Source organism: Pseudomonas sp. OST1909, from assembly GCF_015277575.1.
Lineage (GTDB): Bacteria > Pseudomonadota > Gammaproteobacteria > Pseudomonadales > Pseudomonadaceae > Aquipseudomonas > Aquipseudomonas synxantha_A.
The window spans coordinates 72421-89062 of record NZ_CP063780.1; the positions used below are offsets into that span (position 1 = coordinate 72421).

The window sequence follows — 16642 nt, forward strand, 5'->3', positions numbered from 1 at the left end:
GATGAGTGACGATCTCTGGGCTGCCCGCGAAGGCGACGCACTGCTGCACACCTCGGTGATGGCCGATATTCTCGGCGGTGTGCTGGAAGTGGCCGCCTATGCGGCGATCACTACCGTGGGCTGCCTGGCCGTTGCCGGGGCGGTTTTCCTCGCGACCGGTGCAACCATTGCCACTGGTGGCGTCGCATTGGTGTTGGTAGTGGGCGCGGTCGTCGGCATCACCGCGGGCCTCACGGGGGCGGACCTGAAGATATCCAGTTGGTGCGAGTCCGCCGCTAACTGGGTGTTCCCGCCGGTGATCGATGCGTTCATCACCAGCGGCTCGCACAACGTGTTCATCAATGGCAAAAAGGCTGCCCGCGCTGCCGGCAAGATGACGGCTGTGCCCGTCGCGCCCAGCGAGCCGGCAGCGCCGAGCTTCCTGGATATGGCAGGTGAGTTTTTCTCGCAGATGTGGCGCCCGACCGTCGCCTCGCCTGCGCCCGGCACCGAGCCGTGCCCGCTGGATACCGTGGGGTGCAACAAGCACCCGCCGATGCCGCTGCAATTCATTGCCGAGGGTTCCAGCTCGGTATTCATCAATGGTCAGCCGGCGGCACGCAGCGGGGATCGCAGTACCTGCGATGCGAAGATTGGGACGGCTGAGGGCCTGATTTCGCCGGATGTGCGCATTGGTGGCGAGACCATCGTGGTGCAGGAGATTCGCAGCGGGAAAACGCCGGGGGTGGGGCTGGCGATTGCCGTGGTGATGGCATTGCGGGGCAATGTGAAGTGTTTCTGGACCAAACTGCCGTGCATGATCGGAAGTGCGTTGGTGGGCGGCGCGATTTCTTATGGGACCGCCAAGGTCACCTCTGCGCTCAAGGGCGCCATGAATGGCTCGCCCAATCCGGTGCACAGCGCGACAGGGGCCAAGGTCTTGGGCGAAGAGGAGGAGTTGGACTTTGTTCTGCCCGGCCTGCTCCCTATCGATTGGCAACGTTTCTACAACAGTCTCGATACACGTCGCAACGGCCTCTTCGGCGCAGGCTGGAGCGTCGACTATGAGGTGTCGGTCGAAATAGATGCCGACGAAAACCTGTTCTATATCGATGAGCAGGGACGGCGCCTGGAGATCGGTTATATCCCGTTGTCCGGTGGAGCGTTCGATCCGGGCGAAGGCCTTGCGGTGAGACGCAGCGGTGAAGGCGCGGTATTGATTGAGAGCATCGACGGTCTGTATCGGCTGTTCGAAATCGACCCGCAGAACAACTCACGGATGCGCTTGCACCTGCTGGGTGATCGCAATGAAGGGCGGATCTTTCTCGATTACGATGCCCAGGGAAGGCTTCACCGCTTGCGTGACACCCATGATTTCATGCACGTCGAGTTGAGTTATACAACTCAGCATCCGCGTCGTGTGAGCCACATCGAGCGGCGATACCTGCGCCAGGACCACTTCGATGCACGCAGCGACGTACTTGTCAGTTATCGCTATGACAGCAACGGCGATCTTGCCGAAGTATTGGATGCACAAGGCACGACCCTACGACGCTTTGCCTACGACAGCAGCAGACGCATGGTCGAGCACCAATTGGCGAGTGGTCTGCGTTGCTTCTACCAATGGGCTCAAGTACCTGGACCAGACGGCCAGGAATGGCGCGTCAGTCGGCACTGGACAGATGCGGGCGATGAATACACCTTCGACTACGACTTGGATGCGGGCATTACACGCGTAACCGATGGGTTGATGCGCGTCAGCACTCGGCATTGGAACCCGCAATATCAGATCACCCGATACGTTGATAACGCAGGCAGTATCTGGGAATTCGAATGGAACGAAGATCGCCAGTTTGCAGGCGCGATTGACCCAAAGAACGGCAGATGGCGCTTCTGTTACGACGACTCCGGCAACCTGAGTACAGTGACCGATCCGCTGGGCAGGACCCGTGGCACACAATGGCTTGCGCATTGGGCATTGCCTCAGGTTGAAACCGACCCTGCGGGCAATAGTTGGCATTACCGCTACGACCAACGTGGCAACTGCATTGAGGAAGTCGATCCACTGGGCAACCGCACGCGCTATGTCTATGACGGTTTCGGACAGCCGGTGCGCATCATCGATGCGACGGAAAAATCCAGAACATTGCATTGGAACGAGTGGAGCCAACTGGTCGAAGAAGTGGATTGTTCGGGTTATCCGACGCGTTATCAATACGATGCGTTTGGCAATCTGGTGGTGCAGACCAATGCCGAAGGTGAATCGGTGCGTTACCGATACGGCCCTCAGGCGCTGCTTCTGGAATGTCAGCTTCCGGACGGCCGCGTCGAACAATTCCAACGCAGCGCAAGTGGTTATCTGACTGCCCACGTAGACCCTGCCGGCAGCACCACACGCTATGCCTATGACATTCGCGGTCTGGTCAAACAGCGCTGGGACGCGCATAACCGTTCGGTCATGTTCGATCATGATGCCTACGGACGTCTGAGCAAGCTGACCAACGAGAACGGTGAGAGTTATCGCTTTGAGTGGGATGCAGCCGACCGCATGGTGCAGCAGCAGGACCTGGATAAAAGCCGGCGCTGCTACACCTATGACCCGCTGGATGATGTCGTCGCCGTTGACTACCTGCCGGGAACGGAAGGTGAGCCGGTAGCGCCGCTGTCACATCAGTTTCAGCGAGATCCCGTGGGACGCCTGGTCAGCAAAATAACTGCGGACGGTACCACCAGCTACGCGCACGACCTCAACGACCAACTGGTCGGTGTTACTTTCACGGCGCCTGATGGTAATGAGCAATTACTTGGCTTCAGCTATGACGCCATGGGGCAGCTCCTTGAGGAGAAAAGCTCGGCAGGGTCTGTGCAGCATCGTTACGACGAACTGGGAAATCTGATTCAAACCGGCTTGCCTGATGGTCGATGGCTGAACCGCCTGTATTACGGCAGTGGCCACCTGCATCAGTTGAATCTCGATGGAAAGGTTATCAGCGACTTCGAGCGTGATCGCTTGCATCGCGAAGTGCAGCGTACCCAGGGTCAACTCAAGACAAGTACCGCCTATGATCGAAGTGGAAGGGTCCGCTCGCGTCAGCGGCGCAGCATCGATCAGCCGTGGCAGCTGCCACCACTGGTAGAGACCGACTATAGCTACGATCCCAGCGACAACGTGATTGGACGTCATCGTGTCGATCGCGTGCACGATCATCAAGAGCATCTGGGTTACGACAGTACCGAACGGATTCTTGTCAGCCACCAGGCAGGACGGAGCGAAACCTGCGCCTATGATGCCGCAGCCAACCTGCTCGATAGTTCACATCAAGGTGGCTTGGTAAAACATAACCGGCTGCTGACCTATCAAGATAAGCGTTACCGGTACGACGCCTTGGGTCGCCTGGTCGAAAAGCGCAGTGCCTCTCGCGGTTTACAGCGCTTTGTCTACGATGCGGAAAGTCGTCTGATTGAAGTACGAAATGATAGCGGCAACAGGATAAGGATGACCTATGACCCCCTGGGGCGTCGCATTGAAAAAGCCGAGTATGGCAGCGATGGCTATCAGTTGGGGATGACGCGCTTCCTCTGGGACGAGCTGCGTCTCTTGCAGGAATCCAGGCATAGTCAGTCCAGCCTTTATATCTATGAAGATGAAGGCTACAAGCCCGTAGCCCGGGTCGACGGCACGGGGCCTGTGCAAAAAATCCGTCACTACCATAACGACCTCAATAGCCAGCCGGAGCAGCTAACCGAAGAAGACGGCGAAGTCATCTGGCGGACCAGTTACCGAATGTGGGGCGGTACGGTGGAGGAAGTGCGCGAGCCTACCTACATCGAAGAGCAGAACTTACGGTTTCAGGGGCAATATCTAGATCGAGAAACGGGACTGCATTTTAATACATTCCGGTTTTACGACCCGGATATCGGGCGGTTTACCACACCGGATCCTCTTGGGTTGGCGGGAGGGATCAATCTCTATCAATATGGGCCGAATCCGATCGCCTGGATCGACCCGTGGGGCTGGAAATGTTGGAGCACAGCAAGGAAAGGTGTTTGGAAAGCCGCGGGTGCCAATGCCCGGCCAGGCCAGTACTCAACTAGAAACCTGGCTCGAATGGCCCTAGGCAAGGCACCGCAGATGAGAATAGAGGTTCGTTATCGTAATACTCTGAGAAGCCGACTAAAGGGACGTGTTGGCAGGACCAAGGAAATCACGGTGTCGATGGAGCTGAATCATCAATACATTCCACAACGCGCCGGATCAAAAGTGGCTCATGAAGATTGGAACTTGACCAAGGCGACGCCTTGGGGGCATGAGTCAATGGACAAGTATCGCCATACCGGCTGGGATTTGGTGAGAATTGTAAAAACCACAGGGCAATTTTAGAGAACCCTTTCAGGAGCAGCAGATATGAGTGAGTTGACTGATTTTCACGTTTTCTGGGGCACGGCAATGACTGTCGCGGAAAAAAAATCTGCCTCGATGGAAGATGAAAGCGCAGAGGATTTTGCTCGCAAGCTTTACGAAGAATATGTAGCGCAAGGCGCACCGAAAAATAAAAAAAAATGGCTAACGGAGCGACTCGATAACGAATACCTTTGCATGAAGGATAAACCCGTATGGGTAGGCGAACCTGCCTGGCTGTATCATCAGGGGCACCCTATGGTCTTTTTGCATCAATTCCTGGTACCCCCTACAGCGCAGCACATCAAAGAAAGGATATCGCTAGGTGAGACTGTTTATGTATTTGGTGCAAAACACCTTGTTAAAAGGCCGACAGGGGATATATGGACCGATATCTATCGGATGGCTGTGCAAACTTACGAGGGGGAAACAACGTGGGAAATCTTCAAGTAACCTCAAGGTTTTATTTCACATAAAAAATCTAAAAAGAGGACGGGACGGATTTATTCAGCTAAATCCGCCCTCATTGCATTTACAAATCTAGTCAGCGTCAGCTTCGTTCTGCTTAAGTGTGACCAATGTTTTAACCATCTTATTCATAAACGCGTAGCGCTTTTCAACATTTTCCATACGCGCCTTGTCAGTCGGCGCCTCCGATGACTCAGACGCCTCATACGGGGTATAGATAAGCCCGTAACGCTTAGCGATGTCGGGCATTTGGCTTTCTATCGCGTCCATCCGCTTCTCAAGGTTGGTTAAACGCCCCTGTGTATCCGTTGGCGCGTCGGGGCTAGCTACCACAGCCTTCGCGTCTGGGCCTTCGTTGATGAAAATGATGCTGTTGGTCAGAGACTCAGTGTTTATTTCTGCGCCTGTAAGACGCGCCTGCATTTTTTGCTCCTCCGTCGCGGCAGGGTCTACGGTACCCGTCGTGCCGTCTGGTTTCTTTACTTCTGCTCCAGGCATCTTTGCCTGTGCTGCAACCCTTTCTTCCAGGCCTTTGGAAACGAAATGCTGCCCCACGGTAAAACCGCTATTGACCAAATTGCTGGTCCCTGACGTTAGAAGCGCATTACGTATAGTCATCGCGACTGACGGCGAAACCGGTGGGAAAGCGTTGTTCTGTTGCAAGCCGACAATGTCATTTCCAGTGTTACGTGCCGCCCCGGGACCGTTCGATCCTCCCGCTGGCTTTGGGGGCGTGGGTTTCGGCTTGGGCGCGGGAGGCGCGGGCTTAGGCTTGGGCTTGGACTCGGGTTTAGGTTTGGGCTTGGGTTTGGGCTTGAAGCTGATCCTTGGCGTGCCGAGTCTTTCAGCAGCACGTTTGCTTCGACTAACGAGTTCCTCAGGGGTCGCTTGAGGGTATTGAGCGCTCCCTTTGTTCTGACTGTAATCCGGTTTATCGTTTGAACTATTTGCCTCGGTACCCGTACTACCCGACGTCGACGGCGATTTGATCTCCGTCTTTTTTTGCTGGGTTAATGGCGTGAGCAATGGAACAAGGGGCTGATCGAAGATTTGCATATATACACCTCTAAAAATTAGTTTAGAGCGCGCTCCCTGCTGTCTCATGCCGTATGTGTCAATCCGTACCGATGTAGTTCCATATCAACTATATAATTCGATTATTACTCAATAAAAACTCGCTACAACTCAGCTTCCACTTCGACCATTAATAATTCTGCAGGAGACAACTGCTTATATTCCCCACTGCCCTTTTTTCACCCCCAATAAAAATGGGCACCCGACCCAGTCGACGTGCCCATTTTCTTTACCGCCCCGTCTCCCTTCGAGACGGTACCGCTTAACTTACGGGTTGACGCTGTCTTTGAGCGACTTGCCCGGTTTGAACGCTACGGTGTTGCTTGCCTTGATCTTCACAGGCTCACCGGTTTGCGGGTTTTTGCCGGTGCGGGCGCCGCGGTGGCGTTGCAGGAAGGTGCCGAAACCCACCAGGGTGACGCTATCCTTGCGGTGCAGGGCGCCGGTGATTTCTTCGAGTACGGCGTTAAGGACGCGGTTGGCCTGCTCTTTGGTGAGGTCTGCTTTTTCAGCGATGGCGGCTGCGAGATCTGGTTTACGCATAAATGAAGCCTCTTTGACGGTTTTTTGTTGTTATGTCCGTGCTGCTCTCTGGTGGAGCAGCGCCCAAGGCGCCGCAGGCTCTACTCTGCGGCAGACGGGAGTGAGGATGGCACGCCCTCGCACGCTCCGCCAGTCTCCAGGCGACCTTTCTACAGGCGAAACGATGCTGATTCCGACAGAACGGCTGGCATTTACGCCAGCAATGGCGGAAGTTCTTTGTTCAGGGCCAGTTTTTCCATAACGGCGCTGCCGGTCAGCGCGTAACCCAGCAGGCGGCCGCTGGCATCGCGACACAGGGCCTTGATGTCGGCGCCCTGCCCTTCGACGCTCCACACACCTTCGGTGCCCCGTGGCGCAGGTGACACCACCAGCGGGCAGACCGGGGTTTTCACGGTGATCGGCATAGGCCCATAGCTCACCGCCGTGGCGTTGCCGGCCAAGGTTTGCGCCAGGGCACGGGCGCAACTCATCAGTGGCATCACGTACAGCAGGTTCAAACCGTCGACTTCGGCGCAGTCGCCCAGGGCGTAGATGTTGGCGTGGGACGTCTTGAGGTGACGGTCCACCATGATCCCGCGATTGATTTGCAGGCCGGCGGCGGCGGCCAGGTCTACACGAGGACGCAGGCCGATGGCGGACACCACCAGGTCACAGTGGATCACATCACCGTCCGACAGGTGCGCCTCAAGGCCATCAGCCGTGCGTTGCAGGCGATTGAGCACCGGGCCCAGGTGGAAACGCGCGCCGATGCCTTCCAGCCCGGCTTGCACCGCTGCAGCAGCCGCCGGGTGCAGCAGGGTCGGCATGACCTGCTCGCACGGCGCAACCAGATCGACTTCATAGCCGCCGAGGATCAGGTCGTTGGCAAATTCGCAGCCGATCAGGCCGGCGCCAAGCAACAACACGCGACGTTTGCCGGCAGCCGCGGCGCGAAAGCGCGCGTAGTCTTCCAGGTCGTTGATCGGAAAAATCAGTTCAGCCCCATCGCCTTCGACCGGTACACGCACGGTTTCTGCGCCCCAGGCCAGGACCAGGTCGCGGTAGGCCACCGCTTCCTCGCCGATCCACAGGCGCTTGTGGCCCGGGTCGATGCCGCTGATGCGTGTGTGGGTGCGCACTTGGGCCTTGAGTTGCTCAGCCATGGCGCCGGGTTCGGCCATGCTCAGGCCATCGGCTTCCTTGTTCTTGCCAAAGCCGGTGGAGAGCATGGGCTTGGAGTAGGAGCGCCCGTCATCCGCGGTGATCAGCAGCAATGGAGTCTCGCTGTCGAGCTTGCGAAACTCCCGGGCTACGTTGTAACCGGCCAATCCTGTGCCGATGATCACGACGGGTGCGTTCATTCCCTTCTCCTTGTAGTACGTTTCTTAATTAGATGATTTCGATCATTTCGAAATCCATTTTGCCCACACCGCAGTCCGGGCACAGCCAATCTGCGGGGACATCTTCCCACCGGGTGCCTGGTGCAATACCGTCATCCGGCCAGCCGTCCTCTTCGTTGTAGATCAAGCCACAGACGATACATTGCCACTTCTTCATTACGAGCTTCCTCAAGTCCAGGCATTTTGGCCGGCGGTCGATGGATCCAGCGTTGCCGCACAGCTCAGGGCGTTTTGTACTGATCGGGGCCGGCAGATGCAAGCACGATCGACGCAAACGGCCGGTTTGGCGCGGCAAAAGTTCAGGGTGCCATGGTAAGCTCGCCGCCTCTTTTGCTGCCAATACTGACTCACCGTGCCGCACTCAATCGCCCCTTCCGATGCTTGCCAATGGCTGACCCAGAGCCTTCTGAGTCCCTTGCCCACGCCCTTGACCCTCAACTGGCTGTTTGACGAAGGCTCGCTGACGCGACGGCTGACTTGGCTGTCCAACGAGGGTTTCAGCGTGACGCCGCTGTTCGAAGGCTGGCAGCCATTGCGCGACGATGAATGTGCCGCCCTGGGCCTGGCCCCGGCCAGCATCGGCTGGGTGCGCGAGGTGTACCTGCGTGGGCATGACCAGCCGTGGGTGTTTGCCCGCAGCGTGGCGGCACGCAGTGCCTTGCAGGGCGACGGGCTGCACATGGACGAGCTGGGCAGTCGCTCGCTGGGGGAGCTGTTGTTCTGCGACCGCGCCTTTACCCGCCAGGCCATCGAAGTGTGCCATTACCCTCGCCCATGGCTACCGGCAGCGGACCAGACCGACGGTTTGTGGGCGCGCCGCTCTCGCTTCGATCGCGGCGCGCTGAGCGTGCTGGTGGCAGAAGTCTTCCTGCCGAGTTTCTGGCACGCGCTGCATGACCATCCGGAGAACTGCTGATGTATCAACGTCTGCTCAAGTCCTTGAACCGCCTGAACCCCAGGGCCTGGGATTTCATTCAGTTGACGCGCATGGACAAGCCCATTGGCATCTACCTGTTGCTGTGGCCGACATTGTGGGCACTGTGGATTGCCGGCGAGGGTTCGCCGTCGCTGCTTAATATCGTGATTTTCGTGTTGGGCGTGGTGCTGACCCGCGCCGGTGGCTGCGTGATCAATGATTGGGCTGACCGCAAGGTCGATGGCCATGTGAAGCGCACCGAGCAACGCCCACTGGTGAGCGGCAAGATCAGCTCGAAAGAGGCATTGGTGTTTTTTGCCGTGCTGATGGGTGTCAGTTTCCTGCTGGTGCTGCTGACCAACGCCAGCACTATCCTGCTATCCTTGGGCGGCCTGGCGCTGGCGGCCAGCTACCCGTTCATGAAGCGCTACACCTACTACCCACAGGTGGTGCTGGGCGCAGCGTTTTCCTGGGGGATGCCGATGGCGTTTACCGCCGAGACCGGCCATCTGCCCGCCACCGCGTGGTTGCTGTATATCGCCAACCTGTTGTGGACCGTGGGCTACGACACCTATTACGCCATGACCGACCGTGATGACGACTTGAAGATCGGGGTGAAATCCACCGCCATTCTGTTCGGCGATGCTGATCGTGTGATCATCCTGACCCTGCAAGGGCTGTCGCTGGTGTGTCTGTTGCTGGCCGGCACGCGGTTTGAACTGGGAGGTTGGTTCCAACTGGGGTTGCTGGCGGCGGCGGGCTGTTTTGCCTGGGAGTTCTGGTACACCCGTGATCGGGACCGTATGAAGTGCTTCAAGGCGTTTTTGCACAACCATTGGGCGGGGTTGGCGATTTTTGTCGGGATTGTTCTGGATTACGCGGTTCGGTAGTGCAGGACTGACGCCATCGGGGGCAAGCCCCCTCCCACATTTTGAAAGCATTCACAAATCAAGTGTGGGAGGGGGCTTGCCCCCGATGGATTCAGCAGCACCGCAGGCTTATGGCTTGATGATGTGCCAGGCACCACCCTTGCCATCCCCGGTCTTGTCACCGGCCTTCTTGTCGTCCTTGTAGGTGTAGACAGGCTTGCCTTTGTAGGCCCACTGGCTGGTCTGGTCGTCGCGGGTGATCACCGTCCAATCACCGGTCTTGGTGTCGGTGGATTCTGCCTTCAGCGGTGGCCAGTTGGTCGCGCACTGGTCCTTGCACACTGACTTGCCATCGGCGTCCTTGTCGAAGGTGTAGAGCGTCATGCCCTTGTGATCCACCAACATCCCGTCTTTAGTCATCGCAGGCTCTGCCGCAAACGCCAGGCCTGGCAGCGCCAACGCTGCGGATAGCAGCAGGGCTTTCCAGGAAATCGTGCTGTAAGTCATCGGAACCTTCCTTTTGTGGTTGTCAGGATTCGGACCCAAAGGGTAGTCCAGAGTGCCCTGAATTGCCCAAGCGACTAAATTACTGTCACACGACTGCAATAATTCCGTTATCTAATGCGGCGCAAGACAGTTAAATGACAAGAGGATTTCGAGCATGGTTGGCAGGAGCATTCTGATTGTTGACGACGAAGCGCCCATTCGCGAGATGATCGCCGTTGCGTTGGAAATGGCCGGCTATGACTGCCTGGAGGCGGAAAACTCCCAGCAGGCCCACGCCATTATCGTCGACCGCAAGCCGGACCTGATCCTGCTCGACTGGATGCTGCCCGGCACGTCCGGCATCGAGTTGGCCCGGCGCCTCAAGCGTGACGAACTGACCGGGGATATCCCGATCATCATGCTCACCGCCAAGGGTGAAGAGGACAACAAGATCCAGGGCCTGGAAGTGGGCGCTGATGACTACATCACCAAACCTTTTTCCCCTCGGGAGCTGGTGGCGCGCCTCAAAGCCGTATTGCGCCGTGCCGGCCCGACCGATGGCGAAGCGCCGATCGAAGTCGACGGCCTGATTCTGGACCCGATCAGCCACCGCGTGACCATCGACGGCAAGCCCGCCGAGATGGGCCCGACCGAATACCGATTGCTGCAATTCTTCATGACCCACCAGGAGCGCGCCTACACCCGCGGCCAATTGCTGGACCAGGTGTGGGGCGGCAATGTGTATGTGGAGGAGCGCACCGTGGACGTGCATATCCGCCGCTTGCGCAAAGCCTTGGGCGACGCGTACGAGAATCTGGTACAAACCGTGCGCGGCACCGGCTATCGGTTTTCCACCAAAAGCTGAGCCAGCCCCTTCCTCCCTTAACAGCTGACAAGGACGCATGTTTAAGTGAACCAGAACTGGCATGGCACCCTGATCCGCCACATGCTTCTGTTGATCACTGCTTGCCTGCTGGTCGGGCTGATCAGTGGCTATTACGGCTGGAGCCTGGCCGCCGGCATCGCGTTGTACCTGGGCTGGACCCTCAAACAATTGCTGCGCCTGCATGAATGGCTGCGCCAGCACAAACCCGACGAGGCGCCGCCCGATGGCTATGGCCTGTGGGGCGAGGTGTTCGACAGCATCTACCACCTGCAACGCCGCGACCAACGGGTACGCGGGCGCCTGCAAGCGGTGATCGACCGGGTGCAGGAATCCACCGCCGCACTCAAGGACGCGGTGATCATGCTCGACAGCGACGGCAACCTTGAATGGTGGAACCGCGCGGCCGAGACCCTGCTGGGCCTCAAGACGCCCCAGGACAGCGGCCAGCCGGTGACCAACCTGGTACGCCACCCGCGCTTCAAGGAATACTTCGAGCAGGACAACTACGAAGAGGCCCTGGAAATCCCCTCGCCCACCAATGACCGCGTCCGCATCCAGCTGTACCTGACGCGCTACGGCAACAACGAGCACCTGATGCTGGTGCGCGACGTCACCCGCATCCACCAGCTGGAACAGATGCGCAAGGACTTCGTCGCCAACGTCTCCCACGAGTTGCGCACGCCCTTGACGGTGATCTGCGGCTACCTGGAGACGCTGCTGGACAACGTCGACGAGATCAACCCGCGCTGGAGCCGCGCCCTGCAGCAGATGCAGCAGCAGGGCTCGCGCATGCAGACCCTGCTCAACGACTTGCTGCTTTTGGCCAAGCTTGAAGCCACCGATTACCCCTCGGATAACCACCCGGTGGCAGTGCAAAGCCTGCTGCACACCATAAAGAATGACGCCCAGGCGCTCTCCGGTGAACGCGGCCAGCAGATCACCCTGGAAGCCGACCCAACGGTGCTGCTCAAGGGCAGTGAGGGCGAGTTACGCAGCGCGTTCTCCAATTTGGTGTTCAACGCGGTGAAGTACACCCAGGACAAGGGCAATATTCGTATTCGCTGGTGGGCCGACGAACAGGGCGCGCACCTGAGCGTGCAGGACTCGGGTATCGGCATCGACGCCAAGCACCTGCCGCGCCTCACCGAACGCTTCTACCGCGTTGACTCCAGCCGCAACTCCAACACCGGCGGCACGGGGCTCGGCCTGGCCATCGTCAAGCATGTGTTGTTGCGCCACCGGGCACGCCTGGAAATCAGCAGCGTGCTGGGGCATGGCAGTACGTTTACCTGCCATTTTCCGACAACGCAGGTAACGCGTTCGCCAGTGATCGACAATGATGAATAACTCAAATACAGCACAAATCTAAATGTGGGAGGGGGCAAGCCCCCTCCCACATTGGATTTGTATGCTTTTGGAGAACAGGTTCCTTGCCCCGCCCGGCAGCGGGCACTAGGCAAGCGCCCCGTCAGCCGCTACATTGGCCGACTTGCGCCTGCCTTTCAGGCTCACCTGTCATCCCTTATTGAACACACGGAACCTGCAAAACCCCATCATGGACCCTTCCCCTGGCATTACCCTCGCTACACTCTTCGCCGATTTCGGCATGATTCTTTTTGCACTGATCCTGGTACTGCTCAACGGTTTCTTCGTTGCGGCGGAATTTGCCATGGTCAAACTGCGCGCCACGCGGGTCGAGGCCATCGCCCACAAGAACGGCTGGCGCGGGCAGATCCTGCGCACCGTTCACAGCCAGCTCGACGCCTACCTGTCGGCCTGCCAGCTGGGTATCACCCTGGCTTCCCTGGGCCTGGGCTGGGTCGGTGAGCCGGCCTTTGCGCACATCCTCGAGCCTATGCTCGGTGCCATCGGCGTGCAGTCGCCGGAGGTGATCAAGGGCGTGTCGTTCTTTGCCGCCTTCTTCGTGATTTCCTACCTGCACATCGTGGTCGGTGAGCTGGCGCCCAAGTCCTGGGCGATTCGCAAGCCCGAGCTGCTGTCGCTATGGACGGCGGTGCCGCTGTACCTGTTCTACTGGGCGATGTACCCGGCCATCTACCTGCTCAACGCCAGCGCCAACGCCATCCTGCGCATCGCCGGCCAAGGCGAGCCTGGTCCGCACCATGAGCACCATTACAGCCGCGAAGAACTCAAGCTGATCCTGCACTCCAGCCGTGGCCAGGACCCGAGCGACCAAGGTATGCGCGTACTGGCTTCGGCGGTGGAAATGGGCGAGCTGGAAGTGGTCGACTGGGCCAACTCCCGGGAAGACCTGGTAACCCTGGACTTCAACGCCCCGCTCAAAGAGATTCTTGCGCTGTTCCGTCGCCACAAATTCAGCCGGTACCCGGTGTATGACGCGGTGCGCAATGAGTTCGTGGGCCTGTTGCACATCAAGGATCTGCTGCTGGAACTGGCCGCCCTGGACCATATTCCCGAATCCTTCAACCTGGCCGAACTGACCCGCCCGCTTGAACGCGTCTCGCGGCACATGCCGTTGTCGCAACTGCTGGAGCAGTTCCGCAAAGGCGGCGCGCACTTCGCCCTGGTGGAGGAAGCCGATGGCAAGATCATCGGCTACCTGACCATGGAAGACGTGCTGGAAGTACTGGTGGGCGATATCCAGGATGAACACCGCAAGGCCGAACGCGGCATCCTCGCCTACCAGCCCGGCAAATTGCTGGTACGTGGCGACACGCCGTTGTTCAAAGTCGAACGCCTGCTGGGCGTCGACCTGGACCACATCGAAGCCGAAACCCTGGCCGGCCTGATCTACGACACCCTCAAGCGCGTGCCGGAAGAAGAGGAAGTGCTGGAAGTGGAAGGCTTGCGGATCATCATCAAGAAGATGAAAGGGCCGAAGATAGTACTGGCCAAGGTCTTGCTGCTGGACTGACCTTCGATTGCCCAATGCAAAATTGGGCAATATCCCAAGCGTCGTGACGACCTAAACGATCGTCACGCAGGCAGCGCGTTGAAACAGATATCCACATTCATCTGCGCCGCGGCCGACAGATTGACTAACGCATCAAGAGAACACTTGTCGATCTTGCCATTGAGTACGTCGTTCAGGCGAGGCTGGCTGATACCCAGCCTTAGCGCCGCATCCTTCTGGGACAGCTCCCAGCTACGAATGGTGTTGCACAACTCCAACAGCAACTTTGAGCGTAGGCGCATATTGGCGGCTTGCGCTGGCGTGTCCTCCAGAGCATCCCACACAGAGTTGAAACGTTCGGTATGTAACTTTTGATTTGTCATGGGCTTAACCTAATTCCTGCAATCTGGCACGCGCCAATTCGATATCCCGCCCTTCGGTTTTCCGTGTGGTCTTGCGCAACGCGTGCAGCACATAGACAGCTTCCGGCCGATTGACCACGTAGAACACTCGAAACGCACCCGACTCTTCAGTGATCCGAATCTCATTGACGCCCCTTCCGATCGTTTTCATCGGCTTGCAATCGAAGGGCTGCTCACCCTGTTGCAACAGATCCAACTGAAAACCGGCTGCCCTTCGGGCGTCGAGAGGAAAATCCTTGAGATCCTTGAGCGAGCTTCCTAGAAACACCACATCCTTGTGCCTTGGCATTGATTTCTCCTTTCCTGGAAAGAAAAAGCGTAATCGACGACTCAACCAAAGGCGGTGCAGCTTTGTTTCAAGGCATAGCAAAGGCTCGACAACACTGAAGCGTTATCGAGAGCCTATATCGGAACAGATATAAATCAAGCCATCTAGCAGGAATCAGACAACCGGTCGGTTGCTTGATTCAGGCCATCAGGCACCCGGCACAAAATGCTTCTGCGCCGTGCCGCGGGCGATCAGGCGTGAGATGTAGTCCAGCTTCTGCGCATCCTGGTCGATAAAGCGAAAGGTCAGTTGCAACCAGTCGCTGTCGGGCCTGGGCTCGTAGGCGACGATGGCATGCAGGTAGCCGTTGAGGCGTGCGACTTCGGCATTGTCGCCCTGCTCAAGGTCGAGCACGGCGCTTTCCAGTACCTGAGGCAGGACGTCGCCGCGCTTTACCACCAGCAACGCTTCCTTGATGCTCAGGGCCTTGATCACGCATTGCTGAGTGCCACTGGAGAGGCGCAACTGGCCCTGACCGCGACTGCCAGCCGGCGCCGCTGCTGCCGGGGCCTTCACGGGTGGGGTGTTGAGCAGACCTTTACTGGGCGCCGCCACCGGAGCCGGCTTGACCGCTTCGGGTCTGCCGCCGGTCAGGGCGCTCAGGGAGTCGTTGCCGAAGGCCGAGTTCATCTTGGTCGGCGCGCTGGCGATCAGTGCGTCGAGGCGGCCGATCTTGTGCAGGGCCTGCTTGACCTTGTTCAGCAGTTGCTCGTTGGTGAACGGTTTGCTGACATAGCCGGAAACGCCGGCCTGGATCGCCTGAACCACGTTTTCCTTATCGCCACGGCTGGTCACCATCACGAACGGCATGGCCTTCAGATGCGCTTGCTCGCGGCACCAGGTCAAGAGCTCAAGACCGGACATCTCAGGCATTTCCCAGTCACACAGCACCAGGTCGAAGGTTTCGCGCATCAGGATGGATTGCGCCTTTTTGCCGTTCACCGCATCTTCGATCTTGATTCCGGGGAAGTAATTGCGCAGGCACTTCTTCACCAGGTCGCGAATAAACGAGGCGTCATCCACCACCAATACACTGACTTTGCTCATCGACCCTTCATCCTATAAAAACCTCGGCTGGCAGTACGCCTGACTGATGGCATTTTGCCAAAACCTTGCAGTCACGTTCGGACTTTATTCGCCGCCCGCGCAAAAAATTCAGCTGCCACAAACGAAAACGCCCGGCCAATGGCCGGGCGTTAATTTCACGGGCAACCTTACTTATCGTCAGATTCGCCTGGAACATTAGGCGTTTGATCGGCGGAGCCCTCAACTTCGGCCTTCATGCGCTTGAGGCCCATGTGCCGAACGTCGGTACCGCGCACCAGGTAGATCACCAGTTCCGAGATATTACGCGCGTGATCGCCGATCCGCTCCAGGGAGCGCAGCACCCAGATAATGCTCAAGACCCGCGAGATAGAGCGTGGATCTTCCATCATGTAGGTGGCCAGCTCACGCAAGGCGGTCTTGTACTCGCGGTCGATGACCTTGTCGTACTGAGCCACCGACAACGCCAGGTCTGCATCGAAACGCGCAAACGCGTCGAGGGCATCGCGCACCATGTTGCGCACCTGGTCGCCGATATGGCGCACTTCCACGTAACCGCGTGGCGCTTCACCTTCTTCGCACAGTTGGATGGCACGGCGGGCGATCTTGGTGGCTTCGTCGCCAATGCGCTCCAGGTCGATCACCGACTTGGAGATGCTGATGATCAAACGCAAGTCCGAGGCCGCCGGCTGGCGACGGGCAAGAATGCGCAGGCACTCTTCATCGATATTGCGTTCCATCTGGTTGATCTGGTCATCGATCTCGCGCACCTGCTGGGCCAGGCCCGAGTCGGCCTCGATCAGCGCGGTGACGGCATCGTTGACTTGCTTCTCCACCAACCCGCCCATCGCCAGGAGGTGGCTGCGCACTTCCTCAAGCTCGGCGTTGAACTGCGCGGAGATGTGATGGGTAAGGCCTTCTTTGCTAATCATGTTGGCGTCCTTGGAGCGTCCGGTAAGGTGCGGAGAACCGCA

The 16642-nt window shown here is 58.3% G+C and carries 16 protein-coding genes; 7 read left to right on the plus strand and 9 right to left on the minus strand.

Going from position 1 to position 16642, the window contains the following annotated elements; all coding sequences use genetic code 11:
- The first annotated feature begins 1 nt into the window (after position 1).
- Together IH404_RS00330 and IH404_RS00335 are read left to right on the plus strand one after the other, a co-directional pair.
- The gene (locus IH404_RS00330; RefSeq protein ID WP_194439603.1) at positions 2–4360 is read left to right on the plus strand and encodes an RHS repeat-associated core domain-containing protein; all 4359 of its coding nucleotides are present in this window, start codon (positions 2–4) and stop codon (positions 4358–4360) included.
- Between the two features lie 24 nt (positions 4361–4384).
- Positions 4385–4831, plus strand: a complete 447-nt coding sequence (locus tag IH404_RS00335; protein WP_032803752.1) for a hypothetical protein — start codon at positions 4385–4387, stop codon at positions 4829–4831.
- An 87-nt stretch (positions 4832–4918) separates the two neighbouring features.
- Here the strand turns inward: IH404_RS00335 and IH404_RS27740 are convergent, their stop codons facing one another.
- The 4 genes from IH404_RS27740 to IH404_RS00355 form a co-directional block, all read right to left on the minus strand.
- Positions 4919–5902 carry a type III secretion effector protein gene (locus IH404_RS27740; protein ID WP_242462634.1) on the minus strand — a complete coding sequence of 328 codons (984 nt, stop codon included), beginning with the start codon at positions 5900–5902 and terminating at the stop codon, positions 4919–4921.
- 285 nt (positions 5903–6187) lie between these two features.
- Positions 6188–6463, minus strand: coding sequence for an HU family DNA-binding protein (locus tag IH404_RS00345; RefSeq protein ID WP_003195589.1), 276 nt, complete (start codon positions 6461–6463; stop codon positions 6188–6190).
- 191 nt (positions 6464–6654) lie between these two features.
- Positions 6655–7803: an FAD-dependent oxidoreductase gene (locus IH404_RS00350; protein ID WP_005792521.1), complete on the minus strand. Its 1149-nt coding sequence runs from the start codon at positions 7801–7803 to the stop codon at positions 6655–6657.
- A gap of 28 nt (positions 7804–7831) precedes the next feature.
- Complete coding sequence (locus IH404_RS00355; protein WP_005792522.1) at positions 7832–7999, minus strand: rubredoxin; 168 nt, start codon at positions 7997–7999, stop codon at positions 7832–7834.
- Positions 8000–8194: 195 nt separating this feature from the next.
- Between IH404_RS00355 and IH404_RS00360 the strand changes: the two genes are divergently transcribed.
- Both IH404_RS00360 and ubiA read left to right on the plus strand, forming a co-directional pair.
- Entirely contained in the window at positions 8195–8758 is a 564-nt protein-coding gene (locus IH404_RS00360; protein WP_194439605.1) for a chorismate lyase, read from the plus strand.
- A complete protein-coding gene (ubiA, locus tag IH404_RS00365; RefSeq protein ID WP_194439607.1) occupies positions 8758–9648 on the plus strand; it encodes a 4-hydroxybenzoate octaprenyltransferase in 891 nt (296 codons plus the stop codon). Before IH404_RS00360 ends, ubiA begins: the two co-directional genes overlap by 1 nt.
- A gap of 108 nt (positions 9649–9756) precedes the next feature.
- Here ubiA and IH404_RS00370 read toward each other — a convergent pair whose 3' ends face one another.
- On the minus strand, positions 9757–10134 hold the full coding sequence (locus tag IH404_RS00370) for a hypothetical protein (RefSeq protein WP_122732688.1): 378 nt from the start codon (positions 10132–10134) through the stop codon (positions 9757–9759).
- Positions 10135–10288: 154 nt separating this feature from the next.
- On the opposite strand from IH404_RS00370, the gene phoB reads away from it, so the two are divergent.
- From phoB to IH404_RS00385, 3 genes are all read left to right on the plus strand, one after another.
- Positions 10289–10978 (plus strand): phosphate regulon transcriptional regulator PhoB, encoded by a 690-nt coding sequence (gene phoB / locus IH404_RS00375; RefSeq protein WP_005792526.1) that lies wholly within the window; start codon positions 10289–10291, stop codon positions 10976–10978.
- A gap of 81 nt (positions 10979–11059) precedes the next feature.
- Positions 11060–12346 (plus strand): phosphate regulon sensor histidine kinase PhoR, encoded by a 1287-nt coding sequence (gene phoR / locus IH404_RS00380; RefSeq protein ID WP_236648093.1) that lies wholly within the window; start codon positions 11060–11062, stop codon positions 12344–12346.
- 208 nt (positions 12347–12554) lie between these two features.
- A complete protein-coding gene (locus tag IH404_RS00385; RefSeq protein ID WP_005792528.1) occupies positions 12555–13895 on the plus strand; it encodes a hemolysin family protein in 1341 nt (446 codons plus the stop codon).
- Between the two features lie 62 nt (positions 13896–13957).
- On the opposite strand, the gene IH404_RS00390 is transcribed toward IH404_RS00385, so the two are convergent.
- The 4 genes from IH404_RS00390 to phoU form a co-directional block, all read right to left on the minus strand.
- On the minus strand, positions 13958–14257 hold the full coding sequence (locus IH404_RS00390; RefSeq protein ID WP_005792529.1) for an XRE family transcriptional regulator: 300 nt from the start codon (positions 14255–14257) through the stop codon (positions 13958–13960).
- A 4-nt stretch (positions 14258–14261) separates the two neighbouring features.
- Positions 14262–14585, minus strand: coding sequence for a type II toxin-antitoxin system RelE/ParE family toxin (locus tag IH404_RS00395; protein WP_005792530.1), 324 nt, complete (start codon positions 14583–14585; stop codon positions 14262–14264).
- 186 nt (positions 14586–14771) lie between these two features.
- Complete coding sequence (locus tag IH404_RS00400) at positions 14772–15671, minus strand: response regulator (RefSeq protein ID WP_005792531.1); 900 nt, start codon at positions 15669–15671, stop codon at positions 14772–14774.
- A 167-nt stretch (positions 15672–15838) separates the two neighbouring features.
- Positions 15839–16600: a phosphate signaling complex protein PhoU gene (gene phoU, locus IH404_RS00405; protein WP_005792532.1), complete on the minus strand. Its 762-nt coding sequence runs from the start codon at positions 16598–16600 to the stop codon at positions 15839–15841.
- Positions 16601–16642 lie beyond the last annotated feature (42 nt).